Origin of the sequence: Rothia sp. CCM 9416, from assembly GCF_048513535.1 — a bacterium.
Lineage (GTDB): Bacteria > Actinomycetota > Actinomycetes > Actinomycetales > Micrococcaceae > Rothia.
The window spans coordinates 1-20,072 of the sequence record NZ_JBLXXR010000012.1 but is presented as its reverse complement, the minus strand read 5'-3'; the positions used below and the strand labels follow the sequence as shown (position 1 = coordinate 20,072).

The window sequence follows — 20,072 nt, the reverse complement described above, 5'->3', positions numbered from 1 at the left end:
TCTATGCACCCGGGCCTTGGCGCTCAAAGCTCGTAAGATGGAGGTAGCCGCACCGTTTGCGTGCCAAGCAACTACCCCGCAGATTGAGGAGCATACCCATGGCCCTTCCCGCTAACCCCTTTAGCCCCGATGCTCAAGCTGGAAAAGTGGCGGTGGTGACCGGTGCCTCCTCGGGGATTGGGCGGGCAACAGCCCAGCTCATGGCCGCTACCGGCTGGACTGTCTACGCCGTAGCCCGCCGCGCTGAACGGCTCCAAGCACTTGCCCGGCAGTGCGGTGTGCGCCCGGTGGTCCTAGATATTACTGACCGTGACGCGGTGGTTGAGCAAGCCGCACGGATTCTGGAAGAAACCGGGGGACAGCTCGATGCGCTGGTTAATATCTCCGGTGGCGCTCTGGGTGTGGATGCCGTGGCTGATGCTGACCCCGACGGCTGGTTGTCCATGTTCAACCTCAATGTTGTGGGAACACTGAACATGGTCAAGGCCTTCCTACCCGCCTTGCGCGCTAACGGGCAGGGCACCGTACTCAATCTGACCTCCACAGCGGCTGAAGCTGGTTACGAAGGTGGAGCAGGCTACAACGCCGCCAAGTTCGGGGAACGCGCGCTGACCGAAACCCTGCGTCTTGAAGAAGCAGAGAACAACGTGCGCGTGATTGAGATCCGCCCAGGAATGGTTCGCACCGAAGAATTCTCCCTCAACCGCCTGGGCTCGGGCGAAGCTGCGGCCAAGGTCTACGCCGGAGTAGAGAAACCGCTCCTGGCCGAAGACGTAGCCCAGACCGTCACCTTTGCGGTGAACATTCCCCACCACATCAACCTGGACCATATCACTCTGCGCCCGGTCGCCCAGGCCGCCCAGTATAAGGTCATTCGGACTGGGGCATGAAGAATAAGCAGGGGAAACAACTGAGCTGGTTCCATCAAAAAACGTTTCACAACGAAATCAGTTGAGGCTCTTTGAGTAGAATCAGTAAAGGTGGATGTTTGTCTTGGTGAAGCAGATATTTGCAGTTTTGAACAGTTCGATAATGTGATGCAGGAAGCGGAAGAAGATGAGCGATAATCTCGGTGCAATTGATGGCAACGTTGAGTTTAACTTCGGGCACGCCGAAACCCTCAAAAGCGCTTTGAGGAACGCGGCGGGTCTCTTAAGAACTCAAGCTTCTTCGCGCGCTTCACTTGTCGCCACCGCCCGGCAAGAATTTCGAGGGTACTTTGAAGAACTTTTTGCTTCCAATGCCCAGACAGCTGCCAGCGATGCAGATGAGATCGCTACGGCACTGAGTAATGCTGTTGGCTTGGTGGACGACCTTGTTCAAAGGGCAAAAGAAGAGAACGAACGTCGCCGCCTTGCACGCGAGTTCATCGCTGAGCAGAAGCGCCTTAAAGATACATTTGGGGGGGCTCAAGGAGGCCTACGACAACATTTTTGGCGCACCTGAACCCCCAGTGGGCCCACCATCAACCCCCATCAACAAGAGTGCTCCGACTCCGGATAATACCCCGCGTCAAACACCCAGCCCTGGCAACGGTAGGGGCGGCGGGGGCACAACATCCGCTATTCCTGAAAATCTCAGGGCTTTCAGTACCGGCTTGGAACCGCTGGATACAGAGGTCAAGGGTAAGAAAACATCCCTGGATACTGCTTATGCGGATTTTCAGGGGAGCTGCAACTACGGTTCCCTCGATGCGGCTGGTGCTATTGGAGCTATTGATATCTGGCTTGAGAAGAACGCTCAAGATATTAGGTGGGCTCACACGCTTGCTCAAGCTTTTGAGGACGCAGGGGCGCACGCGGGTCACCCCGTCCCACTAGCTGATTCTGCTCTGGCTACGGCACTTAATAACGCAGGTGTATCAGCGATCCGTGAAGATATGACTGTGGTAAACCCTTCCGCTGTTGGCGGTCAACCAACTAGCGGGTACACGCTTGACCCGGTTAATACCGGTAACGGTAACTTTATTGAACCGGAGAATGATCTTTCTTTTGCGGGTGCTTGCTCGGCTCTAGCGCTTACCCGTATGTATAACTCGCGCGGTGAGACGGGCGGGGTTTTTGGCCCTGGGTGGAGCTCTGTGCTCGATACTGCTCTTATCTTTGATGATGAGCAGGCAACCTGGGCTATGCACGATGGCAGAAAGATTTCTTTTGCGCGGTCGGGGGAGGGCTTCTTACCCTGTGCTGACGAGAACTTTTGGCTTGTACCGGTAGCAGATGCAAGTACCGTTCTGATACCTGAGGTTCTGAGCGGTCGGGTCGCCTGGGTTGTTGCCAATAATACCGGTTCCGGGTGGTTCTTCACTGCTGCGGGTGACTGGCTTGGTTCTGCTCAGGGGCCGGGAACGGGAGTCTATGTTGACCGTGATCGCCAGGGCGAAATTACTGCCCTAAGGCATGAGCGCGGCAGGGTTATCTCTTTTGAATATGTAGATGGCAAGGTCGCTGTTGCAACCAGCTCTGATGGGCGAAGGATTGAGTATTCCTACAGCGCAGCTGGTTTGCTGACCGAGGCTAAGGGTAGTAACTACCACCGCCGCTACATGCACAATGAGCAGGGTCTTATTGAAGTGGTGGCTGATGCCGCTGGCGTTCAGGAAGTCGTCAATACGTATGACCAGTACGGCAGGGTTATTAGCCAGAAGACCCCGCACGGTCGTTTAGTCAGGTTCTCCTACCTGCCCGGCCGAGTTACCGTTGTGGCTGATGAAGATGGCCAGCGGTCTAACTCTTGGATTTCAGATGCCAAGGGTAGGTTGGTGGGCGTTATTGATGCTCACGACCATCGGCAGTCGATGTCTTATGACCGCAAGGGTAACCTTGTCTCTGTTACTGAACGCGACGGTTCAATGACCGTGCATGCTTATGATAAGCGTGGACGGCGAACCCGCACAGTAACACCAGAGGGTTCTGACATTACTTTTGCCTGGGATGAGCAGGACCGTATCACCGATGTTGTGACTACCACCGGTGGTCTGATTTCCTACTCCTATGAGGGGCAGGACCGTAACCCCTGCAAGATTCGCGATGCACTGGGCGGTATCACCCATTTGACCTGGGAGTCCGGTCTTTTGACTGGGGTTGTTGGGCCGACCGGGGTGCCCTTGAGTTTTACCTACGATTCCTTCGGTGACCTGACGAGCGTAACGAATGCCTACGGTGATACTGCGCGTATGGTCTATGACCAGGCTGGGCGTGCTGTTGAGGCTATTTCGCCGGGTGGCTATAAGACGCGTTTTACCTATGATGCCGCCGGTCAGGTGGTGGGTAAGGTTGACCCTGATGGCGCAACTCACCGCTACGAGTACGATACTGCGGGCCGTCTGGTAGCAATCGTGGACCCTGCGGGTGAGCGTACTTCTATGCGCTACGGTGCGCACGGCCAGGTTGCCCAGACTATTGACCCGCTGGGCCGGTCGGTGTCACGTGAGTTTGACGATATGGGTAACGTCTCTGCGGCTATTTTGCCTGACGGGGCCTCCTGGGGCTTTGAGCATGACAGCCTTTCACGGCTGGTGGCGATTACGGACCCTGCGGGTTCTGTGTGGAGCCGTGAATACGATCAGACCGGTCAGCTTGCTGCGACTGTTGACCCTTTGGGTAACCGGGTTACGGCGAGCCTTGACCGTGCTGACCAGCGGATTACGCTGAATGATATTTTTGGCACCGCTACGATTACTACCGATGCGTATGGTCGGCCGGTTAAGCGCGAAAATTTGGATGGCTCTGTTGAGCTGACTTCCTACGACCTTGCTGGTAATCCCGTTGAGCTGGTCGATGGTGAGGGTGCTCTGACTCGGTGCGAGTATGACCTTGCGGGTCGTTTGGTTGCGGTCATTAACCCCGATGGCGCCCGTGTGAGCTACGAGTATGACGATGCTGGTCGTGCTTACCGTTATATTGATGCATCGGGCGCTGTGACTGAGTTGGTTTACGACGCTGACTCCCGTGTGGTTGCTAAGGTTAACCCTGCTGGTGAGCGCTCAGAGTATGAGTACGATGCCTGCGGTCGCCTGGTCAGGGCTGTAAGCCCGGGTAGGGGAGTAGCACGTTACGGCTACGATGTCTGTGGCCGTCTGACCTTTATGCAAGATGGCTCATTCGGTATTCGCCGCTTCAAGTACGATGCTGCCGGTCAACTGGTGCAGGCCATTAACGGCTTGGGTGGGCGCACCCGGTATGAGTATGACCTGCGTGGCCGTATGGTGCGTATGGTTGACCCTGCTGGGGGTGTAACAACCCGTACTTACACGCAGTTGGATAAGGTCGATTCTGTGACCGATGCTCTGGGGCGTGTTACACAGGCTACCTACGATGCGGCTGGGCATCAGCTTTCTCAGACCGATCCTACGGGCCGGGTTACTAGCTGGACCTATGACTCTGAGGGCCGTGAAACCTCAATGAGCGTCAATGGGCGTTTGGTTTCTTCGGTTGAGCGTGACTTTGCTCAGCGTAAGGTGCGCGTTCACGAGTATTTGGGTGACAGCGAGACTGTGCACGAGTTGCAGTATGACCGTGTGGGCAGGCTTCTTTCACGTTCGCGTGGCGAATCGACGATGCGCTGGTCCTATGATGTGGCTGGCAAGCTACTGTCTAGGGTTGATCCTGTTGGTGGGTCTGTTGAGTATTCCTACGATGGTGCGGGTCGCCTGGAAAGTGTTGCTGATTCAGACGGCAGAAGGGTTGTTTATAACTACGATGTTGCGTCGCGTGTAGTTTCTACAGCGACTGAGGATCTAGTATCACAGTGGACTTACGCTAACGGTGCTGTGGTTGCTCACCGTCTGGTGGACGGCCAGGGCAAGGTTGCTCAGGAAACGTCGATTTCCCGTGACGAGTTTGGGCGTGTTGCAGGGGTTGAAAGAATCGCCGTTGATGGAACGAGCACCTACGCAAACTACGGTTACGATGACGCATCGCAGCTTGTGTCTGTTCATAGCTCGACTACCGGTAGAGAGTCTGTGCGTTATGAGTATGACGAGTGTGGGCGTCTGGTTCGAACTGTGGGTGCTGATGGTACTGATCAGGTTTTAGCCTACGATGCGGCTTCGCAACTTGTGAGTGTGACTGGCTCCGACGGTCTGGTTCGGGAGTTCGTGTATGACGGTTTGGGGCGGCGTGTTCGGGAGACTGACCCCGATGGTTCGGTGCGTGAGTTTGCCTATGGTCCTGCCGGCTATCTGGAAGGTATTCGGGTTAGTACGGGTGCTGGGGAGTCGATAGCACATTCAATAAGGGTCGATGCTCTGGGTGAGATCGCTCAGATTGACGGTATTGATTTGTTCTGGGATTCTACCGCCCCGGTTCCCACGCTGGTCAGTGTTGCTGGTGAGTCTTTGGGGCTTGCACCTGCGACCGGTTGGCGTTTGACTCGTTCGACGGATGAGGTGGATCCTTTCGCTGTTCCCGGGGCTGGCCCCGATACCTCTGGTGAGGGCGGGTTGCTTGCTGGTTTTGGTCTCAGCGCTGATGGTGTGCCTCTTGTTGCCGGTGTGGAGTTGATGGGTGCCCGTGGCTACGACCCGGGTACGGCTTCATTCTTGAGTGTTGATCCTTTGGCTCCTGTGGCTGGTGCCGCCTGGGGTTCTAACCCGTATTCCTTTGCGGGTAATAATCCGGTGAATCAGGTGGACCCGTGGGGTTTGCGGCCTATTACCGATGCTGAACTAGCGGACTACCAGAAGGCTCATCAGGGTGTTCTGGCTGATGCTGGTGATTTTCTAGGGGATAACTGGGAGTATTTAGCGGTTGCCGGTATGGTGATTGCCGGTGGTGTTTTGATGGCTACCGGTGTTGGTGGCCCTGTTGGTTTGATGCTGGTTCAGGGCGGTATTTCTGTGGGTGTGCAGAAGGCTATTACCGGTTCGGTTGATCCTGTGCAACTTGCTTTGGATATGGTGCCGGGTGGCCCTGCGATTCAGACTGTATGTGGGGCTGGTTCTGCGGTTTATTCGTATATGAGGCAGCCGGGGCCTCATAATGTGTCTGGTTTGTTGGGTGATGTGACTGTTGCTGCTGTGGCGGCTGTTTTGCCGGGGCCTTCGTCTGCGGGCAAGAAGCTGGTGGGTGAGGCTGCTGATTCAGTGGTTTCTCAGACCTCGAGGGCAGCAACCGATAGCGTTTCTACTCGTGCTGTGCAGCAGGTTGCGGAGAGTTCTGCACAGCGAAATATTAGTTCTGGGATTCCCATAAGTGGTGGATATTCTCCGGGAAAGTTAGAGTACTTATCCTCTAACCCTGTGCTGGATCCGGGTCTTGATTTGGCTGGTATGTCTGCATATGAGAAAGGGAAGCTGGGCACAAAGCTAGCAGTCAAAGATATTGAAGCCCGCGGTGATCGTATCTTGTCTACTGAGGTTACTTTTGATGTGGATGTACCGGATATTGGCTCTACTAGAGTTCGATTGGACGCTGTGGCTGCCCGCCCGGATGGTACCATTTTTGGGGTTGAGGCTAAGCTGGGTCCTAAAGCGAAATTTACGACCAACCAGCTGGAGGCTTATCCTCATTTCCTGGAGAACAATGTAACCCCTCGTGGAGCTAAGGCAGATTTGGCGCGTCAAGCTGGTGCCCCTCTTAAGGTAGGTAAAGAAACTGAGGGCTTCCCGATAGAGGTTCACCATTTTTTCCCTGACGGATACCCAGAAAGGTAAGGATCATAATGGCAAGAGATCGTGATGTGCAAAAGCTCTGGCATGCTGAGCTAGCCCAGTTGGGTTTTAAGAAAGTGGGTAGGTATGCCCAGTACCCTTTTGACGAGGAATGGTCGGGGTACGTGGGCTTAGGCACGAGCTCTAATTATGGAGCCGGCTCCTCGGTCTCCGTTTATATCGGTGTTGTGTGGCACCCCTTCACAGCGTTGGCTCGTGAAGTGGCACCTTTTTTGGTGGAGCAAAAGGGGGAGCCGGTTTTTGCTGAGCTCTTGCATGAGATTGATCCTTTGCGGAGTGAGCGTTTGGGTGTTGAATGGGATATTCAGGAAGGCCCTCATGAGCCGATTGATTTGTCGGCTCCTGTGACCTGTTTGGTGGAGCAGGGTGTGCCGCATATGCGGAAGATGTGTTCGGTGGAGTACACCTTGGATGTTTTGAGGTGGCGTGGGTGTAATCCTAATATTGGGGGTGCTCAGTGGTGGGCTAGTTATGTGTTGGCTCTTGAGCTTGCTGGTTTGAGGGATGAGGCTTTGGGGTGGCTGGATGAGTTTGAGGTGCGGCATGCTGCTAAGGAGTTGAGGTTTCAGGATTCTGATTTTGTTGATTTTGTGGTGGCTTTTCGGGAGCGTTGTGGTGTTTAGGATGAGCGGTTCTGCTGAACCCGGTAGTTTCATCCAGGTAAAAGATAAGCCTGCGACACTCAAAAAAAGCTAGATTTCTTTAAAGGGAATAACCAGCAATGGCAAGGAGCGAGGCACTCAACCAGCAATTTATCAAGGACCGCTTTCCATTCACTGTCTACAGCGCAGAAATAAACCCCAATACCTGTGAATTTCTCATTAACCTCAAAAATTACCGAGGTCAGAGCCTAGAGCTTTACTCTGATGATATATGGCAGATTATTACACCTACTGCTCTCTACAGTTCTGATTTTTATGGTTCTGATATAGCTAACCCTAATGTTGCTTCCTATATAAATGATTTAAAAGTCGCTTGCCATCACCTAGCAGGTTCCCAGATAGCGGAAATATGCGGGTATGAGAACTTATATGACAACACTTTTATTTTTGATAACGGTTTTATAGTTCGATTCAAAACGACTGGTGATGAATATGGTTCCTCCATGGGGAACTCTGTACAGTGGACCTTTGGACCTCATACCCGAGGAATATCCAATAGTTTCCCCTACCAAATGCGTGAACAGCATCTCCCTCTAGAATTGACTACCTCCTCTTTGAACCCATTTGATGGCGTGTTGGATGTTTCTGATCCTGCGCTTGTTGCAGCTGTGGGTTCTACCGTGGTGGAGGTCCGGTGCCCTGCAAACAAGGAACCTTTAGTTGCTGCATATGCTCTCATGATTGTGCTTGAGAACGGGGCGAAGATAATGGTTGAGAATCCGTGGAGTGTGAGTTACACACGGGGCGTATGGGCTTCGCAACATTTCCTTGAGGATATTTATGATCGGGAGTTTTCGCAGATGTACTATATTTTGAAGGGTCGCTGTTTAGTTGGATTTACCGGTCCAGATGATTTAGTCCAGCCGTCTTTGCTATTTGAGGGTGGCGTACGAGTGGATCAATTTGTGGGTTCTACTGTTGGAGGGGCCTATCCTGTTACAGGCGGTTGGTCCGTGACAAGTAGCGCAGGGCATTTTATCAGTAAGCACCAGTAAGCTACTGTGTTTAGCCCCGCGCCCCATGCTCGTTTGAAAGTCAGGTTCATGTGGAACAAGATTTAATAATTACCGAGGACTACAACCCCACCCTATTCGTTACTGGTTTCATTCAAAGCAATCTCGAAACAGTTGAACAGACCTGGACGGAATGGTACAGAGAAAAGCTGGGTTATATCGTTACATCAAGTGATGTTGCAGGGAGCTTCCCTGATATAACCCGAACATTTCTTAATCCGCTCAGACGCATCAACGACAATAAAATATTGCTACTTCCCAGTGCAGACTGCCAGTGGGTCGGTGCCTTCACCAACAGATTCCCAGTGATGGACTATAACGCTGTTCGCTATGTGGGGGCGCAGATTGCTTGCCCGCATCTCAATGCTGTGGATATACCTGCACCAAGCGGGGACTATTCCATTCGTATTTATGAAAGCCGTCAACTTATCTACCACTACTACGAGCAGGGCACCAGAAAGAAAAGGCTCATAGCGGCATCGCAACAAAGTGAGCGTCGCTGGGATTTTGACAATCTGGGGGAGCCGTTGCCCTTTGAAGATACATCTCTCTACCAGCAACGTTCCATCAAAAAACGCTTCACGAGTGAGACGTTGCACGGGTATATGAGGGCTCTTGGCATAGATATGTATGCCCCGGGGTATTTTCAGAATCGTGGGGTACTTATCGAGTACTCAAACCCAATGGTGTAGGTGGTGAAAGAGCAATATGGTTGCTGAGTTAGACACCGGTTTATATCAAGCGGTGCGGTCTACCTTACCTGTTTCAGTTGCTTCTGTTGAAACTGATGGTTGCTTTAACGCAAGGATAGTTGGTTTGTCCGGGGTATGTGAGTGGTTGCTGAGTATCGATTGTGATTTTCTGTTCATGCCGTCGGGTTATGCCGGTGAGTTTGTCCGCAATACCTATGACTCTCTGCTACAGGTCCTGACTGGTCGCTTGATTGTTGATGTTTGTGCGGACGGCTCTGCTTTTGACCCTGTTTTTGTCTTAGATGATGGGGCCCGGTTGCAGTTGTTGTGTGAGGACGAGAACGCCCCCTGGTATTTGAGCTGCGGTGAGGTGGAAGTTGAGTGGCTGTCGTGGAACGATCATGAGTTGTGGCTTCAGGGTGGTTTATCATTTGACAGCTGACCCGGAAGATGCTGTAAGCTGGCCACCCGTATCGGACCAGTAATTGAAAGAAAGGCATTGAGAGGGTCGAGAAGGGCGCTCTAAGTTCCTTAAGGGAAACCGCGTCTTCTGGGCAGAAGGCTCTCGGGTCAGGTGTATATGGAAATTTACCTGCATTAGCACCGTCCCAAGCAAAACTGCAGAACCTTTCTCCCCAGCTAATTCCCCACGACTATCCTTTGGCTCAAAAAGCTTGGACAATGAACAAAGATGACGTGGCCGTTGGTCATACGAATGCTGATAGTTTCACGAAGGTTCTTACTGATATGACGCTACTTAGCTACTAGAAGATGGAGGAAGCATTCGTTCTGTTACCTCGTCTGACGAGTTTGAATCTCACTGGGCACTGCGCATCACAGATGAAAACTCTCGAATTATGATAGGTCGAATTGACCCGGATCGAGCTCTTGAAGAAAAAACAAATTTTTGTAGCTGGGATGCAGGTTCGAAAGAAATTTCATGTCCCCCAATTGGATTGCATTCTCAGTTGATAGGGGCATCAGTTACATCTTTGTGTGTTCACAATGAAAAGGTCCACGAGATTCTGGATATTTCTTTAAAAACTTTAGATTCGCAGGATTTGCATCTATGGTTCTATGATTCTTAGGCATTGTATACGGAAATTTAATTATTGGTCGCTGGTGATACAGATGAGTGTGTTGATAGGTTCGCGCAAATTGCACATGGGGGAAGTTTTAGAGAGGTTTACCAATACTAATGATTTGGGTTTTTATGGGTGCTCTCTTAACTTTTCTTCTATGACGCTGAGGCAAGTTGGTTCGAGCGAACCTGTCTGGGCCTGGCGCATCCTTGATGACAAGGGGAATTTACTCTGGCGTGCTCCTGTCGATGCAGAGGTAAACCGGGGTCTGATTGATGGGGTAGAAAACCCAGTCTTGTAAATAACAACCTACCCTCTAGTTTACAAACGGACACCACTGACGTCTTTGTATTGTTTAGTTACTAGATCAGATGGCTCAGCTTACTATACGAAGAACCGTTACGAATATTTTGTTATCATTCAACAAGGTGATAATTATGAATAATAAAGAGATAAAATACTTTGAAAATACTCCCAAGTTCCAAATATTTTCGATTAATAAATTTGAAAAAGATGAGATTATATCATATGAAAAATCAATAAGATGTTTAGTGGCAGACCTCTGTGGTCTAGAGATTTTGAATGAGAAAGAGCTGTGTCTCCTTATAGGTGACATGATTGATTTCCCAGTCTACTATGGGGGTAATTGGGATGCCCTTATTGAGTGTTTGGGCGATTTAGATTGGAGTGAAGACGAAGATATTATGGGTGTGATAGTGCTAGTGGATAAGAGACAGCCATTGCTGGGCAAGGAAGCTGGTATCAAGGAATTGGCTAAGATTATGGAAATTTCACATGAAAGATTATATTCACTTACTGATTCTTTATTAGGTCCAAAATACCGTACGCTTAAGCTTTTTATTGTGGGCGAGCAAGGAGAGGAGGTATTTATCAGCTCCTTTCATTTTACCTGTGTTGGCGATTTAGCGAAACCCTCTTTCTTTACTCTTTGAAGAGGAGAGAGCAGGAATAGATACAGCTCGCTCGCCGAATTACCTAGATTGAACTCATAGATAAGGTGATAGAAAATGCAAGAAAAAACACTACTCACTTCTTCACTTTTACCTCTGGGGTTTCAGTACCCTGGGCAGCTGAAACGTCTTGTGGAAATTGAGGCTCTCGAATTTGAGCCGTGGACGATCCTTACAGGTGATAGGTTGCAGCAAAAGTTTGAGGGAATCAAACAAAGGTACCCTCAGCGCACTCTAGTTCCCTTCGCAATGCGAGAAGATTTAGATGATGTGGCCTGTTTTGATGTTCAAAACAATAACTATATTTGTATTATTCATGATTATGCTTCGCCTGGCTGGGAGCAAAATAATAAAAGAATCTACCTGACTTTTCATGAATGGTTAAGAGATGCCTTTGAGCACTTTTTAGAACGGGGTGATTGGGAAGCGGATATATACTAATTAATTGGCAGACCTGTGGCTGGTGTCTTGACGGATACCCAGAAAGGTAAGGAACATAATGGCAAGAGATCGTGATGTGCAGAAGCTCTGGCATGCTGAGCTAGCCCAGTTGGGTTTTAAGAAGGTGGGTAATTATGCTCATTATCGACTTGATGATCAGTGGTCCTCCTGTGTTCGGATGACTACCAGTTCGAATTACGGGGCCGGTTCCTCTGTGTCGGTGTCTCTTGGGGTTATATGGCACCCTTTTACGGAGTTGGCTCGTGAGGTGGCGCCTTATGTGTTGTCTCCTAAAGGGACTCCTGTCTTTGCTGAGCCTTTGCATGAGATTGATCCTTTGCGGAGTGAGCGTTTGGGTGTTGAATGGGATATTCAGGAGGATCCTTATGGGCCGATTGATTTGTCGGCTCCTTTGACGTGTTTGGTGGAGCAGGGTGTGCCTCATATGCGGAAGATGTGTTCGGTGGAGTACACCTTGGATGTTTTGAGGTGGCGTGGGTGTAATCCTAATATTGGGGGTGCTCGGTGGTGGGCTAGTTATGTTTTGGCTCTTGAGGTGGTTGGTTTGAGGGAGGAGGCTTTGGGGTGGTTGGGTGAGTTTGAGGTGCGGCATGCTGCTAAGGAGTTGAGGTTTCAGGATTCTGATTTTGTTGATTTTGTGGTGGGGTTTCGGGAGCGTTGTGGTGTTTAGGTAGGGTGGTTTGTATGGCAAGAGATCGTGATGTGCAAAAGCTGTGGCATGCTGAGCTAGCCCAGTTGGGTTTTAAGAAGGTGGGTAGGGATGCCCAGTACTTTTTTGATGAGGAATGGTCAGGTTTTGTTGGGTTGACTACGAGTTCTAATTATGGGACTGGTTCCTCTGTTGATGTGACTATTGGTGTTGTGTGGCATCCTTTTACGGAGTTGGCTCGTGAGGTGGCGCCCTTTTTGGTGGAGCAAAAGGGGGAGCCGGTTTTTGGTGAGGCTTTGTTTGAGATTGATCCTTTGCGGAGTGAGCGTTTGGGTGTTGAATGGGATATTCAGGAGGGTCCTTATGGGCCGATTGATTTGTCGGCTCCTGTGACGTGTTTGGTGGAGCAGGGTGTGCCTCATATGCGGAAGATGTGTTCGGTGGAGTACACCTTGGATGTTTTGGGCCGGTGGGGGGTGTAATCCTAATGCGGGTAGTGTTCGGTGGTGGGCTAGTTATGTGTTGGCTCTTGAGCTTGCTGGTTTGAGGGAGGATGCTTTGGGGTGGCTGGATGAGTTTGAGGCTCGGCATGCTGCTGAGGAAGTGAGGTTTCAGCGGCCGTATTTTGTTGATTTTGTGGTTGCTTTTCGGGAGCGTTGTGGTGTTTAGGGGCGGTGGTTTTGTTGGTTTTTATATGAGTAGAATGCAGTTTGGTTCCCCACCATTAAGAGTGAAATACTTTGTGTGATTTGTGATAGGAGGTTCAGAATAACTGTAAAGACTACTTGCTTTCCCGGGAGAAAACGATGAAAACTAACCAACTCAGCAAGCTGATTTCTTATGCACTGCGGCATGAACCTCAGGAATTTGGGCTTAACCCTGATACCCAGGGGTGGGTTAAGATTTCTGACTTACTTGATGGAATCCACAGGTATTCTGTTGAATATGCTGGTGTGAGTTTAAACGATCTGCACTCAATGGTCAGTACTGCAAAGAAGCAACGCCATGAGATTCAGGGGGACATGATTCGTGCTCTTTATGGACATTCTGCTCAAACAGTACAAACTGTCGATAGGGCACCGGCTATCCCTTCGGCAGTTTTATATCACGGTACGAGCTTAGAGAGTTGGGAATGTATAAAAGCGGAGGGGCTGAAACCTATGACCCGTCAGTATGTTCACCTAACTGAAAGTAAAGAGGCTGCCATTGCTGTGGGGCGCAGGCATAGCACTGAAGTTGTTCTTTTGGAAGTTGATACGGCTACTGCGTCTTCGGCCGGTATTGCATTTTACCCTAGTGGTTCAAAGGTGTGGCTTGCCGATAGTGTTCCTGCTCAGTTTATTACTGAGGCCTTTTAGGTGTATTTATAGTATCCAATTGAGGTTCACCATTTATTCCTAACGGATACACAGAAAGGTAAGATCAATGGCAAGAGATGGTGATGTGCAAAAGCTCTGGCACGAGGAACTTCTCGCGCTAGATGCAACTGCGAAAAAATATAGAAGTGCACCTCTTTCCTGTTTCCGATGATTGGCTTGGTACCTCATCAACTGCCACTCAGTCTAATAGCGGAACCGGTTCCTCGATTATGGTCTAGGTGGGTTCTTGCTGGGTCCCACATAATAATCTCATCGAGGAGATTGCTCCTGAAATGTATACGAGGAAGGTCTCGCACCCGTCCTCACTTTATGATTATGTTTCAGATGATTTGAAGGATCAGGTGGGGACTTGGAGTGTTCAGGATGGTCCTGAGGGCGCGCTTGATTTAAGTTTGCCTTTGCGAGCTGTGCAAGAATGCGGGTTTGATGTGATGCGCCGGATGTGTACGGTGGATTTTGCTGTGGCGGAGTTGAAGAAGCGTTCTGAACTACCGCGTGCGGCTGCGCCGGATTCTTTGAATTATGTTTTGGCTTTGGAGCTTGTGGGGGAGCATTCTTTGGCTGTGGAGTTGCTGGATTTCTTTTTGGGGAAGGAAGCTGACAAGGGTAAGTTTGCTAGCCCGTATTTTCCTTTGGATATGCCCTGGCACTGGAGATGGTACAGAGATTTACCTGGCCTTAAGCGGGGGGATTAACCAAATACATCCCCCCCGATAAAACCTAATAACGTAAGAACCAGAAGAATTCTGCTTAGCTTATTTTAGAATCTTTTTCTTTTACCATTATTTCTATGAGTTCTCCAAGGACGCTTACTCCTGAATCGGGAAACCTTCCAACTCCACAGCACGAGCCTCATAATGACCCACATACAAATAACTCACCCGAAACCGCAACCGCTCACCCCGATGACGATTCAACTCATCAGCCAAATCCTGCCCACTATCAAAACCCTCATTCTGCATCATTACGAACACAAGCAGCCCACACTCCTCAGTCTCAGTATTAACACTTTGACGCGAACCAGCAGACCGCAAACCACCCCCACCACTGACAGCCTCAGCACCCACAACAGTACAATCAACCGTCCGATAAAAATACATATCACCAAAGTAATAAGCAAAAACAACAACCCAAAAAGTCCACACACACCGCATAAAAATCTTACGCACCCGCGGACTAGCCACACCTGCCCCACCAGCCCCAGACTTACCACCACGGTCTTGATCAACAAGAGCCACACAAACCACCTCTCCAACTACCCACGAGCCTGATCAAACCCTACGACACACCAGGAGCCTTCAAATCACTAGCCCTCGGACGCCAAACTCAAAAACTCATCAAAATCTTTTGGAGAAAAAGCCGCCTGAACAGGGTCAGTCTCAAAATTCATAAAACAAAGAACCCACCAATGCTCAGGGACACCAGCCACCTGTTCCTGAAACAAAGAAGACTTAGGAGCCCAATCAACATTAGCAATAAATACCGGACCATCCGATGAAGACAACGACTCCGCAATCTGCTGCCCACCCAAAAAATCTTGAGTCAACTCACGATAGTCAAACTCCGCCCAGTGCTCACCGATACCTACCCGAACACGACGAATTATCTTGGTTCTCCCTAGGAAACCTTTTCTATGCTGAAGCGTCTGCCCTATGCATAATTGCCGATTAGAAGAATCACAAAAAGTTATCACCGTGTGTTTCCCTTCCTGCCTATTTTTCTAGTTCCTTCTCTCCAAGTAGCACCAACTTGTGCACCCAGTAAATAACCTGGAATGAGCATAACCATAGCTTTATGCCATACACTGTTCCCTGCCACACCATATGCAAACACAGAGACAGCGAGGATTAAGGATAACCATCCAGCAACATTGTGCGGTAAAGAACGAAACAGAAAACACCCTAATATTCCAAATCCAATAGCGCTCAGGAACAAGACAAAGAAATGTTGCCAGCCAATAAAGCTCCAATACAGAACAAATAGACCCCCGGTACTGCAGAGAGCACCAGTAAATCTTTTAACTTCATAGTCATCTTTTAGTGTATCTCCAACAAAATATTGTTTATTCCAGGGATAGACACCCCTGGAAACTACGCCTCAACATTCATCCATCTCAGTGTTATCAACCAGACATGAAGAAGACTGCAAACCACACGACTCTCAATACAGCCTCATAACCCTCACTACCGCTCAAATGTTCTCTGATGGTGCGGTGGGTGTATAACATGGCTTGGCTAGAGGCGTTGCAGAACTCTTAGAGATGCTTTTACTACTGGACATATAAACCCCGCTATAACCTTAACCGCCGCCAGGGCTAATCCTTTCGCCCTTCCAGTAAAATCCTGAAGCCCAAGTACTCGAGCCGGAGGAGCCCCACCTCAAATTCGTGCCCAGGAGGGCGCTAAAGCCCCGCGCTCACCGGGGGAGCGGGGCCTTGACGCAAGTAGAAATTAGCGGATCCGCACGGCCTCAAAGGAAACCTGGGGAGCCACATAGGACTGCTGCGATTCAATGAGCTGTAGCTCGCGCTGGCCAGATTCTAGGGTGTTCTTCAGAAGCTCATAGACGCTGGCTGTTGTCAGTTCCAGGGCCTCCTTCAAAGACTTACCCGACGTAAAATGTGAAGCAAAAAGTGCTTGGGTCACGTCTCCTGAACCGTTAGCCTTCAGCGGCAGCCGGTCCGTGGTAATTAGCCAGGCCTCATCGCCGGAGACAGCTAGCATCTGAATGCTGTTGCCGGGAGTTTCAGGGGTCGAAACGCTCGTGACCAGCACTGTCTTCGGGCCAATTTTCTGGGCCTTCTTGACCGACTCGAGCACCTCATCGAGGGTCTGCGGGTTGGTGCGGGTGACAAAGCCCAGCTCAAACTGGTTGGGGGTAATAATATCGGCGTGCTGGATGACCCGGTCACGGATCAGCTCCTGCACCTCAGGTGAAACAAAGCAACCGCTGGTGGCGTTACCCAGAACAGGGTCGCAGGAGTAGAGTACCTTGGGGTTCTTGGCACGGGCTTTAGCCACTGCGTCCAAGATGGCATCGCCAATGGATGAGCCACCCTGGTAACCAGAAATGACCAGAGCGGTGTCATCGAGGCCGCCGCGTTCTTCAATACCGGTAACAACCTCACGCACATCGTCGCCGGACATCAAGGGGCCGCGCCACTCACCGTAGCCGGTGTGGTTAGAGAAGAGGACGGTGTTGACTGGCATAACCTCGTGGCCTAGGCGCTGGAGGGGGAAAACTGCTGCTGAATTGCCGACATGCCCGTAGGCTACGGCTGACTGAATAGACAAAATACGCATAAAGGTATTGTGTCACAGACCCATGATTCCCTGTGACCCTATGACCTTTCACTACACCACGCGGCAATAGAAAAAAAGGGGGCGGTATATGCTTGTGACCAAATCTTAAAAGGACTGATCTACATCAAGGGTAGGTAGGGCTGGGTCCAGAGAAGTGGATGGTCGGGCTGGCGTGAATGGGCTTGCCAGCGGTAGCTAACCTAGGAGGGAGGGGGCAACAAGGAGCATGAGCCCCGGCCACCAGCTACCGTATATGTAAGGTGGACCCGCAGGTTCGGAACTACCTGGTCCACCTCCAGTACCGCGACCAGAGCTTCGCAAGCTGGGCGGCCCAGACTGAGCAAGGATTGCTCCAGTAGGCTGCTTGATTAACAAAAATGCCGCTGACCCGGGTAAGGAGCCAACGGCATTATTGCTAAACCACGTAAGTTCTACGGGCGGGTTGCATCTTCTGGTTTGTCGAAGCGGACACCTGCAGGGTTAGAGAGCAGAATAGCCATAATTAGGGGAACAATTGCACCGGGGCCTGCGAAGCTCAGTAAGTAAAAAGCACCGTGAAAATTGGCGTCTTGCAGGCGGCGCCACCAGAGGCCCAGCATGGTGACAAACTGTACAATTCCAAATACACCGATAATAAGTGCGAAAATCAACGTCTTACCAGCCAACGCCGGGCCGAGCTCATTAGACGCCTGCCTGTATTCATTGTATGCATCCAGACTTGTGGACGCCGCTTCTTGTAGTTGCTGAAGATGGTTGAATGTTGGAACAACTGCCACCAAAGCTATTATGGAAAGCACCAAGCTGATAATAAACCATACGAGCATGACCCACCAGAATTCTGAGCGTGAAGCGCGTCCGCTAAAGCGGAACATGTACTTGCGCCAATTTTTAAGGGCCTGTCCAAAGCTGACGTGTGGGCGGGGTGCCGGGTGCGTGGGGGTAGCTGACTGAGTCACTGTAAGACCTCAAGATAGATAGAGTAAACAAAATGTGCAAATACTATTATGGCAGGCATTGACGCTACTTACCGTTATATCCCATGCACCAAATATCTCAGGAACTAATCGGTGGAAGCTCTCAAAGGGCGCAATGGGGGCGCAGAATCGGTTGGATCACTACATACGGCATCATCGAAGAACTCTTCGTCCAGCTCAACAACAAGGCGCACCAGTAACTCGTCTTTCGCTTGTGAAGTGAGAAGAGCGATACCCTTTTCGATTGATTCAGCCGGGGGCTCCAAATCAATTTCTAGATTATGAGAATCAACAGAGCTTATTTCCCCACTCGTTTTTCTCTGAGGCCAGAATTGCCTAAATATTTTGTTCGCTTCTGCATAGGTGAGGTTGGTGTTTCTATTACCTTCCAGCCAATTTTTACCGGCTTCAGTGATGGTATAGAAGCCTTTCGAGGGGCGGACTGCCCATCCTGCTTTAGTGATGTGGCTGAGCGTCCAGCCAATACGGTGAGCAGAAACTTTCATACCGCTGGGCAACTTTGCTGAGCGTGCATCAGGGGAGGCTAGGTATCGGTCTTCGATAAGTCTTACGATGTCCTTCGTGCTGACCACATCGTGCTCTTCAAGTACCTCCAAGGCTGGACGAACAAAGAACGGCCAAGGGGGAACAGTAGCTGTAGATTTATCGTTTGTCACGGTGGTAATTCTAGTTGGGAGAGTGCTTCGAAGAGCAGAATTCCCAAAACCCAAAATTGTAATTTAGGTTGGTCTGCTCACCTTGTTTTACCTGCACTGGCCGCTATCTTGGGGGCACCGTGGGGCGCTACCCCTATATCTTGTACTCACATCTCTGTAATTTGAGGCCTCAATGAATAAACAGGTAAAAAATGGGTCAAAAACAGGTTAGACAGAGGCAGAATCAGCGCATAAACTAAGTATCAGTTGCAAAGACCCGGCCATCACCGGCGAGCAATCCGGAAGAACAGGTTATACCTGCACACCCCCGTAAATTCGTTGCGACGAGGGGAGTGCGCGGAATAGATATAACCCCAGTAGACCCGGACGGGTAAGCCCGAAACAGCTGTCATGAAGCGACTGATAACCGGTTCGGCACCTGCGCCAGCGGCTGGCTCATCTCACGACGAGCTAGCCGCTGGCGCAGGCCCATGCAAGCCCCGTAAGGCAATGGCTGGGAGTCGGGCCGGTTCTTTCAGTAAGCAAGGTGGTACCGCGCCAAACCCGGCACCTAGTTCGGGCCTAGCGTCCTTGCAGAACCCAAACTCAACCCATGTCGAGAACTAAAGGTCGCAACCATGACTCAAAAGCCTGTCTACCCTAAGGCAAGCGCAAGCGGTGCCAGCTTCGTAGCCGCTTCCCCCTCCTTCCCAGCACTCGAAGAAGCCGTGCTGAGCTACTGGAAGCAGGACGGTACTTTCCAAGCCTCCATTGACAACAGGGAGGCAGGCGCTAACGGGGCCAACGAGTTTGTATTCAATGATGGTCCTCCCTTCGCTAACGGCCTGCCCCACTACGGCCACCTGCTCACCGGCTACGTTAAAGACCTGGTAGCCCGCTACCAGACCCAGCGCGGACACAAAGTCGAACGCCGCTTTGGCTGGGACACTCACGGCCTGCCCGCTGAGCTTGAAGCCATGAAGCAGCTGGGTATGACCGATAAGCAACAGATTATCGAGATGGGCATTGATAACTTCAACGATGCCGCCCGCGCCTCAGTGCTCAAGTACACCACAGAGTGGGAAGAATACGTCACCCGTCAGGCCCGCTGGGTCGACTTTGAGAACGACTACAAGACCCTGAACGTTGAGTACATGGAGTCGGTCATCTGGGCCTTCAAACAGTTGCACGACAAGGGACTAACCTACGAGGGTTTCCGCGTTCTGCCCTACTGCTGGAAAGACGAAACCCCGCTTTCAAACCACGAGCTGCGCATGGACGATGACGTCTACAAGGACCGCCAGGACCCCTCGGTCACCGTTGCTTTCCGCATTACCGGCGACACCTCCCTAGCCGCCGATCAGGCTGTTGCCGCTGAACTGGTGGGGGTTGAGGCTCTTGCCTGGACCACCACCCCCTGGACCCTGCCCACCAACCAGGCGCTTGCCGTTGGCCCCCAGGTGCGCTACGTCCTTGTAGCCGGTGCCGGTGAGCTGGCTGGCCGCCGCTTCCTGCTGGCTGAGGACCTACTAGGGGAGTACGCCAAGGACCTGGGCT

General features: G+C 51.0%; 19 protein-coding genes. 14 read left to right on the top strand and 5 right to left on the bottom strand.

What is annotated here, in order from left to right:
- Positions 1–98: 98 nt before the first annotated feature.
- The 13 genes from ACN080_RS06190 (at position 99) to ACN080_RS06130 (ending at position 14,278) form a co-directional block, all read left to right on the top strand.
- Positions 99–890, top strand: a complete 792-nt coding sequence (locus tag ACN080_RS06190; protein WP_419104725.1) for an SDR family oxidoreductase — start codon at positions 99–101, stop codon at positions 888–890.
- Positions 891–1,056: 166 nt separating this feature from the next.
- Positions 1,057–1,446 carry a hypothetical protein gene (locus ACN080_RS06185; protein WP_419104726.1) on the top strand — a complete coding sequence of 130 codons (390 nt, stop codon included), beginning with the start codon at positions 1,057–1,059 and terminating at the stop codon, positions 1,444–1,446.
- A gap of 7 nt (positions 1,447–1,453) precedes the next feature.
- Positions 1,454–6,655: a DUF6531 domain-containing protein gene (locus ACN080_RS06180; RefSeq protein ID WP_419113311.1), complete on the top strand. Its 5,202-nt coding sequence runs from the start codon at positions 1,454–1,456 to the stop codon at positions 6,653–6,655.
- A gap of 8 nt (positions 6,656–6,663) precedes the next feature.
- Positions 6,664–7,296: a hypothetical protein gene (locus tag ACN080_RS06175; RefSeq protein ID WP_419113310.1), complete on the top strand. Its 633-nt coding sequence runs from the start codon at positions 6,664–6,666 to the stop codon at positions 7,294–7,296.
- Positions 7,297–7,394: 98 nt separating this feature from the next.
- Positions 7,395–8,330, top strand: a complete 936-nt coding sequence (locus ACN080_RS06170) for a hypothetical protein (protein ID WP_419113309.1) — start codon at positions 7,395–7,397, stop codon at positions 8,328–8,330.
- Positions 8,331–8,380: 50 nt separating this feature from the next.
- Entirely contained in the window at positions 8,381–9,040 is a 660-nt protein-coding gene (locus ACN080_RS06165) for a hypothetical protein (protein WP_419113308.1), read from the top strand.
- A 16-nt stretch (positions 9,041–9,056) separates the two neighbouring features.
- The gene (locus ACN080_RS06160; protein ID WP_419113307.1) at positions 9,057–9,482 is read left to right on the top strand and encodes a hypothetical protein; all 426 of its coding nucleotides are present in this window, start codon (positions 9,057–9,059) and stop codon (positions 9,480–9,482) included.
- Between the two features lie 1,077 nt (positions 9,483–10,559).
- A complete protein-coding gene (locus ACN080_RS06155) occupies positions 10,560–11,075 on the top strand; it encodes a barstar family protein (protein WP_419113306.1) in 516 nt (171 codons plus the stop codon).
- A gap of 75 nt (positions 11,076–11,150) precedes the next feature.
- Positions 11,151–11,534 carry a hypothetical protein gene (locus ACN080_RS06150; RefSeq protein ID WP_419113305.1) on the top strand — a complete coding sequence of 128 codons (384 nt, stop codon included), beginning with the start codon at positions 11,151–11,153 and terminating at the stop codon, positions 11,532–11,534.
- A gap of 58 nt (positions 11,535–11,592) precedes the next feature.
- On the top strand, positions 11,593–12,225 hold the full coding sequence (locus tag ACN080_RS06145; RefSeq protein WP_419113304.1) for a hypothetical protein: 633 nt from the start codon (positions 11,593–11,595) through the stop codon (positions 12,223–12,225).
- 14 nt (positions 12,226–12,239) lie between these two features.
- Positions 12,240–12,686 carry a hypothetical protein gene (locus ACN080_RS06140; protein ID WP_419113303.1) on the top strand — a complete coding sequence of 149 codons (447 nt, stop codon included), beginning with the start codon at positions 12,240–12,242 and terminating at the stop codon, positions 12,684–12,686.
- Positions 12,687–13,010: 324 nt separating this feature from the next.
- On the top strand, positions 13,011–13,562 hold the full coding sequence (locus ACN080_RS06135) for an RNA 2'-phosphotransferase (protein WP_419113302.1): 552 nt from the start codon (positions 13,011–13,013) through the stop codon (positions 13,560–13,562).
- Positions 13,563–13,855: 293 nt separating this feature from the next.
- Positions 13,856–14,278, top strand: coding sequence for a hypothetical protein (locus ACN080_RS06130; protein WP_419112047.1), 423 nt, complete (start codon positions 13,856–13,858; stop codon positions 14,276–14,278).
- A 114-nt stretch (positions 14,279–14,392) separates the two neighbouring features.
- Here ACN080_RS06130 and ACN080_RS06125 read toward each other — a convergent pair whose 3' ends face one another.
- From ACN080_RS06125 to ACN080_RS06105, 5 genes are all read right to left on the bottom strand, one after another.
- Positions 14,393–14,821 (bottom strand): hypothetical protein, encoded by a 429-nt coding sequence (locus tag ACN080_RS06125; RefSeq protein WP_419113301.1) that lies wholly within the window; start codon positions 14,819–14,821, stop codon positions 14,393–14,395.
- A 68-nt stretch (positions 14,822–14,889) separates the two neighbouring features.
- Positions 14,890–15,276, bottom strand: coding sequence for a hypothetical protein (locus ACN080_RS06120; protein ID WP_419113300.1), 387 nt, complete (start codon positions 15,274–15,276; stop codon positions 14,890–14,892).
- Positions 15,277–16,033: 757 nt separating this feature from the next.
- Positions 16,034–16,885, bottom strand: coding sequence for a pyridoxal kinase PdxY (pdxY, locus tag ACN080_RS06115; protein ID WP_419099568.1), 852 nt, complete (start codon positions 16,883–16,885; stop codon positions 16,034–16,036).
- A gap of 431 nt (positions 16,886–17,316) precedes the next feature.
- Complete coding sequence (locus tag ACN080_RS06110; RefSeq protein ID WP_419113299.1) at positions 17,317–17,841, bottom strand: DUF805 domain-containing protein; 525 nt, start codon at positions 17,839–17,841, stop codon at positions 17,317–17,319.
- 104 nt (positions 17,842–17,945) lie between these two features.
- Complete coding sequence (locus ACN080_RS06105; RefSeq protein ID WP_419113298.1) at positions 17,946–18,536, bottom strand: winged helix-turn-helix domain-containing protein; 591 nt, start codon at positions 18,534–18,536, stop codon at positions 17,946–17,948.
- A 617-nt stretch (positions 18,537–19,153) separates the two neighbouring features.
- Between ACN080_RS06105 and ACN080_RS06100 the strand changes: the two genes are divergently transcribed.
- Positions 19,154–20,072 (top strand): class I tRNA ligase family protein (locus ACN080_RS06100; RefSeq protein WP_419113297.1); only part of this gene is annotated, 919 nt, incomplete at its 3' end.

Excerpts from the sequence above, each read along its gene's own strand:
- ACN080_RS06190 (WP_419104725.1), top strand. The coding sequence starts at position 99 with ATGGCCCTTCCCGCTAACCCCTTTAGCCCCGATGCTCAAGCTGGAAAA.
- ACN080_RS06185 (WP_419104726.1), top strand. The coding sequence starts at position 1,057 with ATGAGCGATAATCTCGGTGCAATTGATGGCAACGTTGAGTTTAACTTC.
- ACN080_RS06175 (WP_419113310.1), top strand. The coding sequence starts at position 6,664 with ATGGCAAGAGATCGTGATGTGCAAAAGCTCTGGCATGCTGAGCTAGCC.
- ACN080_RS06170 (WP_419113309.1), top strand. The coding sequence starts at position 7,395 with ATGGCAAGGAGCGAGGCACTCAACCAGCAATTTATCAAGGACCGCTTT.
- ACN080_RS06160 (WP_419113307.1), top strand. The coding sequence starts at position 9,057 with ATGGTTGCTGAGTTAGACACCGGTTTATATCAAGCGGTGCGGTCTACC.
- ACN080_RS06155 (WP_419113306.1), top strand. The coding sequence starts at position 10,560 with ATGAATAATAAAGAGATAAAATACTTTGAAAATACTCCCAAGTTCCAA.
- ACN080_RS06150 (WP_419113305.1), top strand. The coding sequence starts at position 11,151 with ATGCAAGAAAAAACACTACTCACTTCTTCACTTTTACCTCTGGGGTTT.
- ACN080_RS06145 (WP_419113304.1), top strand. The coding sequence starts at position 11,593 with ATGGCAAGAGATCGTGATGTGCAGAAGCTCTGGCATGCTGAGCTAGCC.
- ACN080_RS06140 (WP_419113303.1), top strand. The coding sequence starts at position 12,240 with ATGGCAAGAGATCGTGATGTGCAAAAGCTGTGGCATGCTGAGCTAGCC.
- ACN080_RS06135 (WP_419113302.1), top strand. The coding sequence starts at position 13,011 with ATGAAAACTAACCAACTCAGCAAGCTGATTTCTTATGCACTGCGGCAT.
- ACN080_RS06130 (WP_419112047.1), top strand. The coding sequence starts at position 13,856 with ATGTATACGAGGAAGGTCTCGCACCCGTCCTCACTTTATGATTATGTT.
- pdxY (WP_419099568.1), bottom strand. The coding sequence starts at position 16,885 with ATGCGTATTTTGTCTATTCAGTCAGCCGTAGCCTACGGGCATGTCGGC.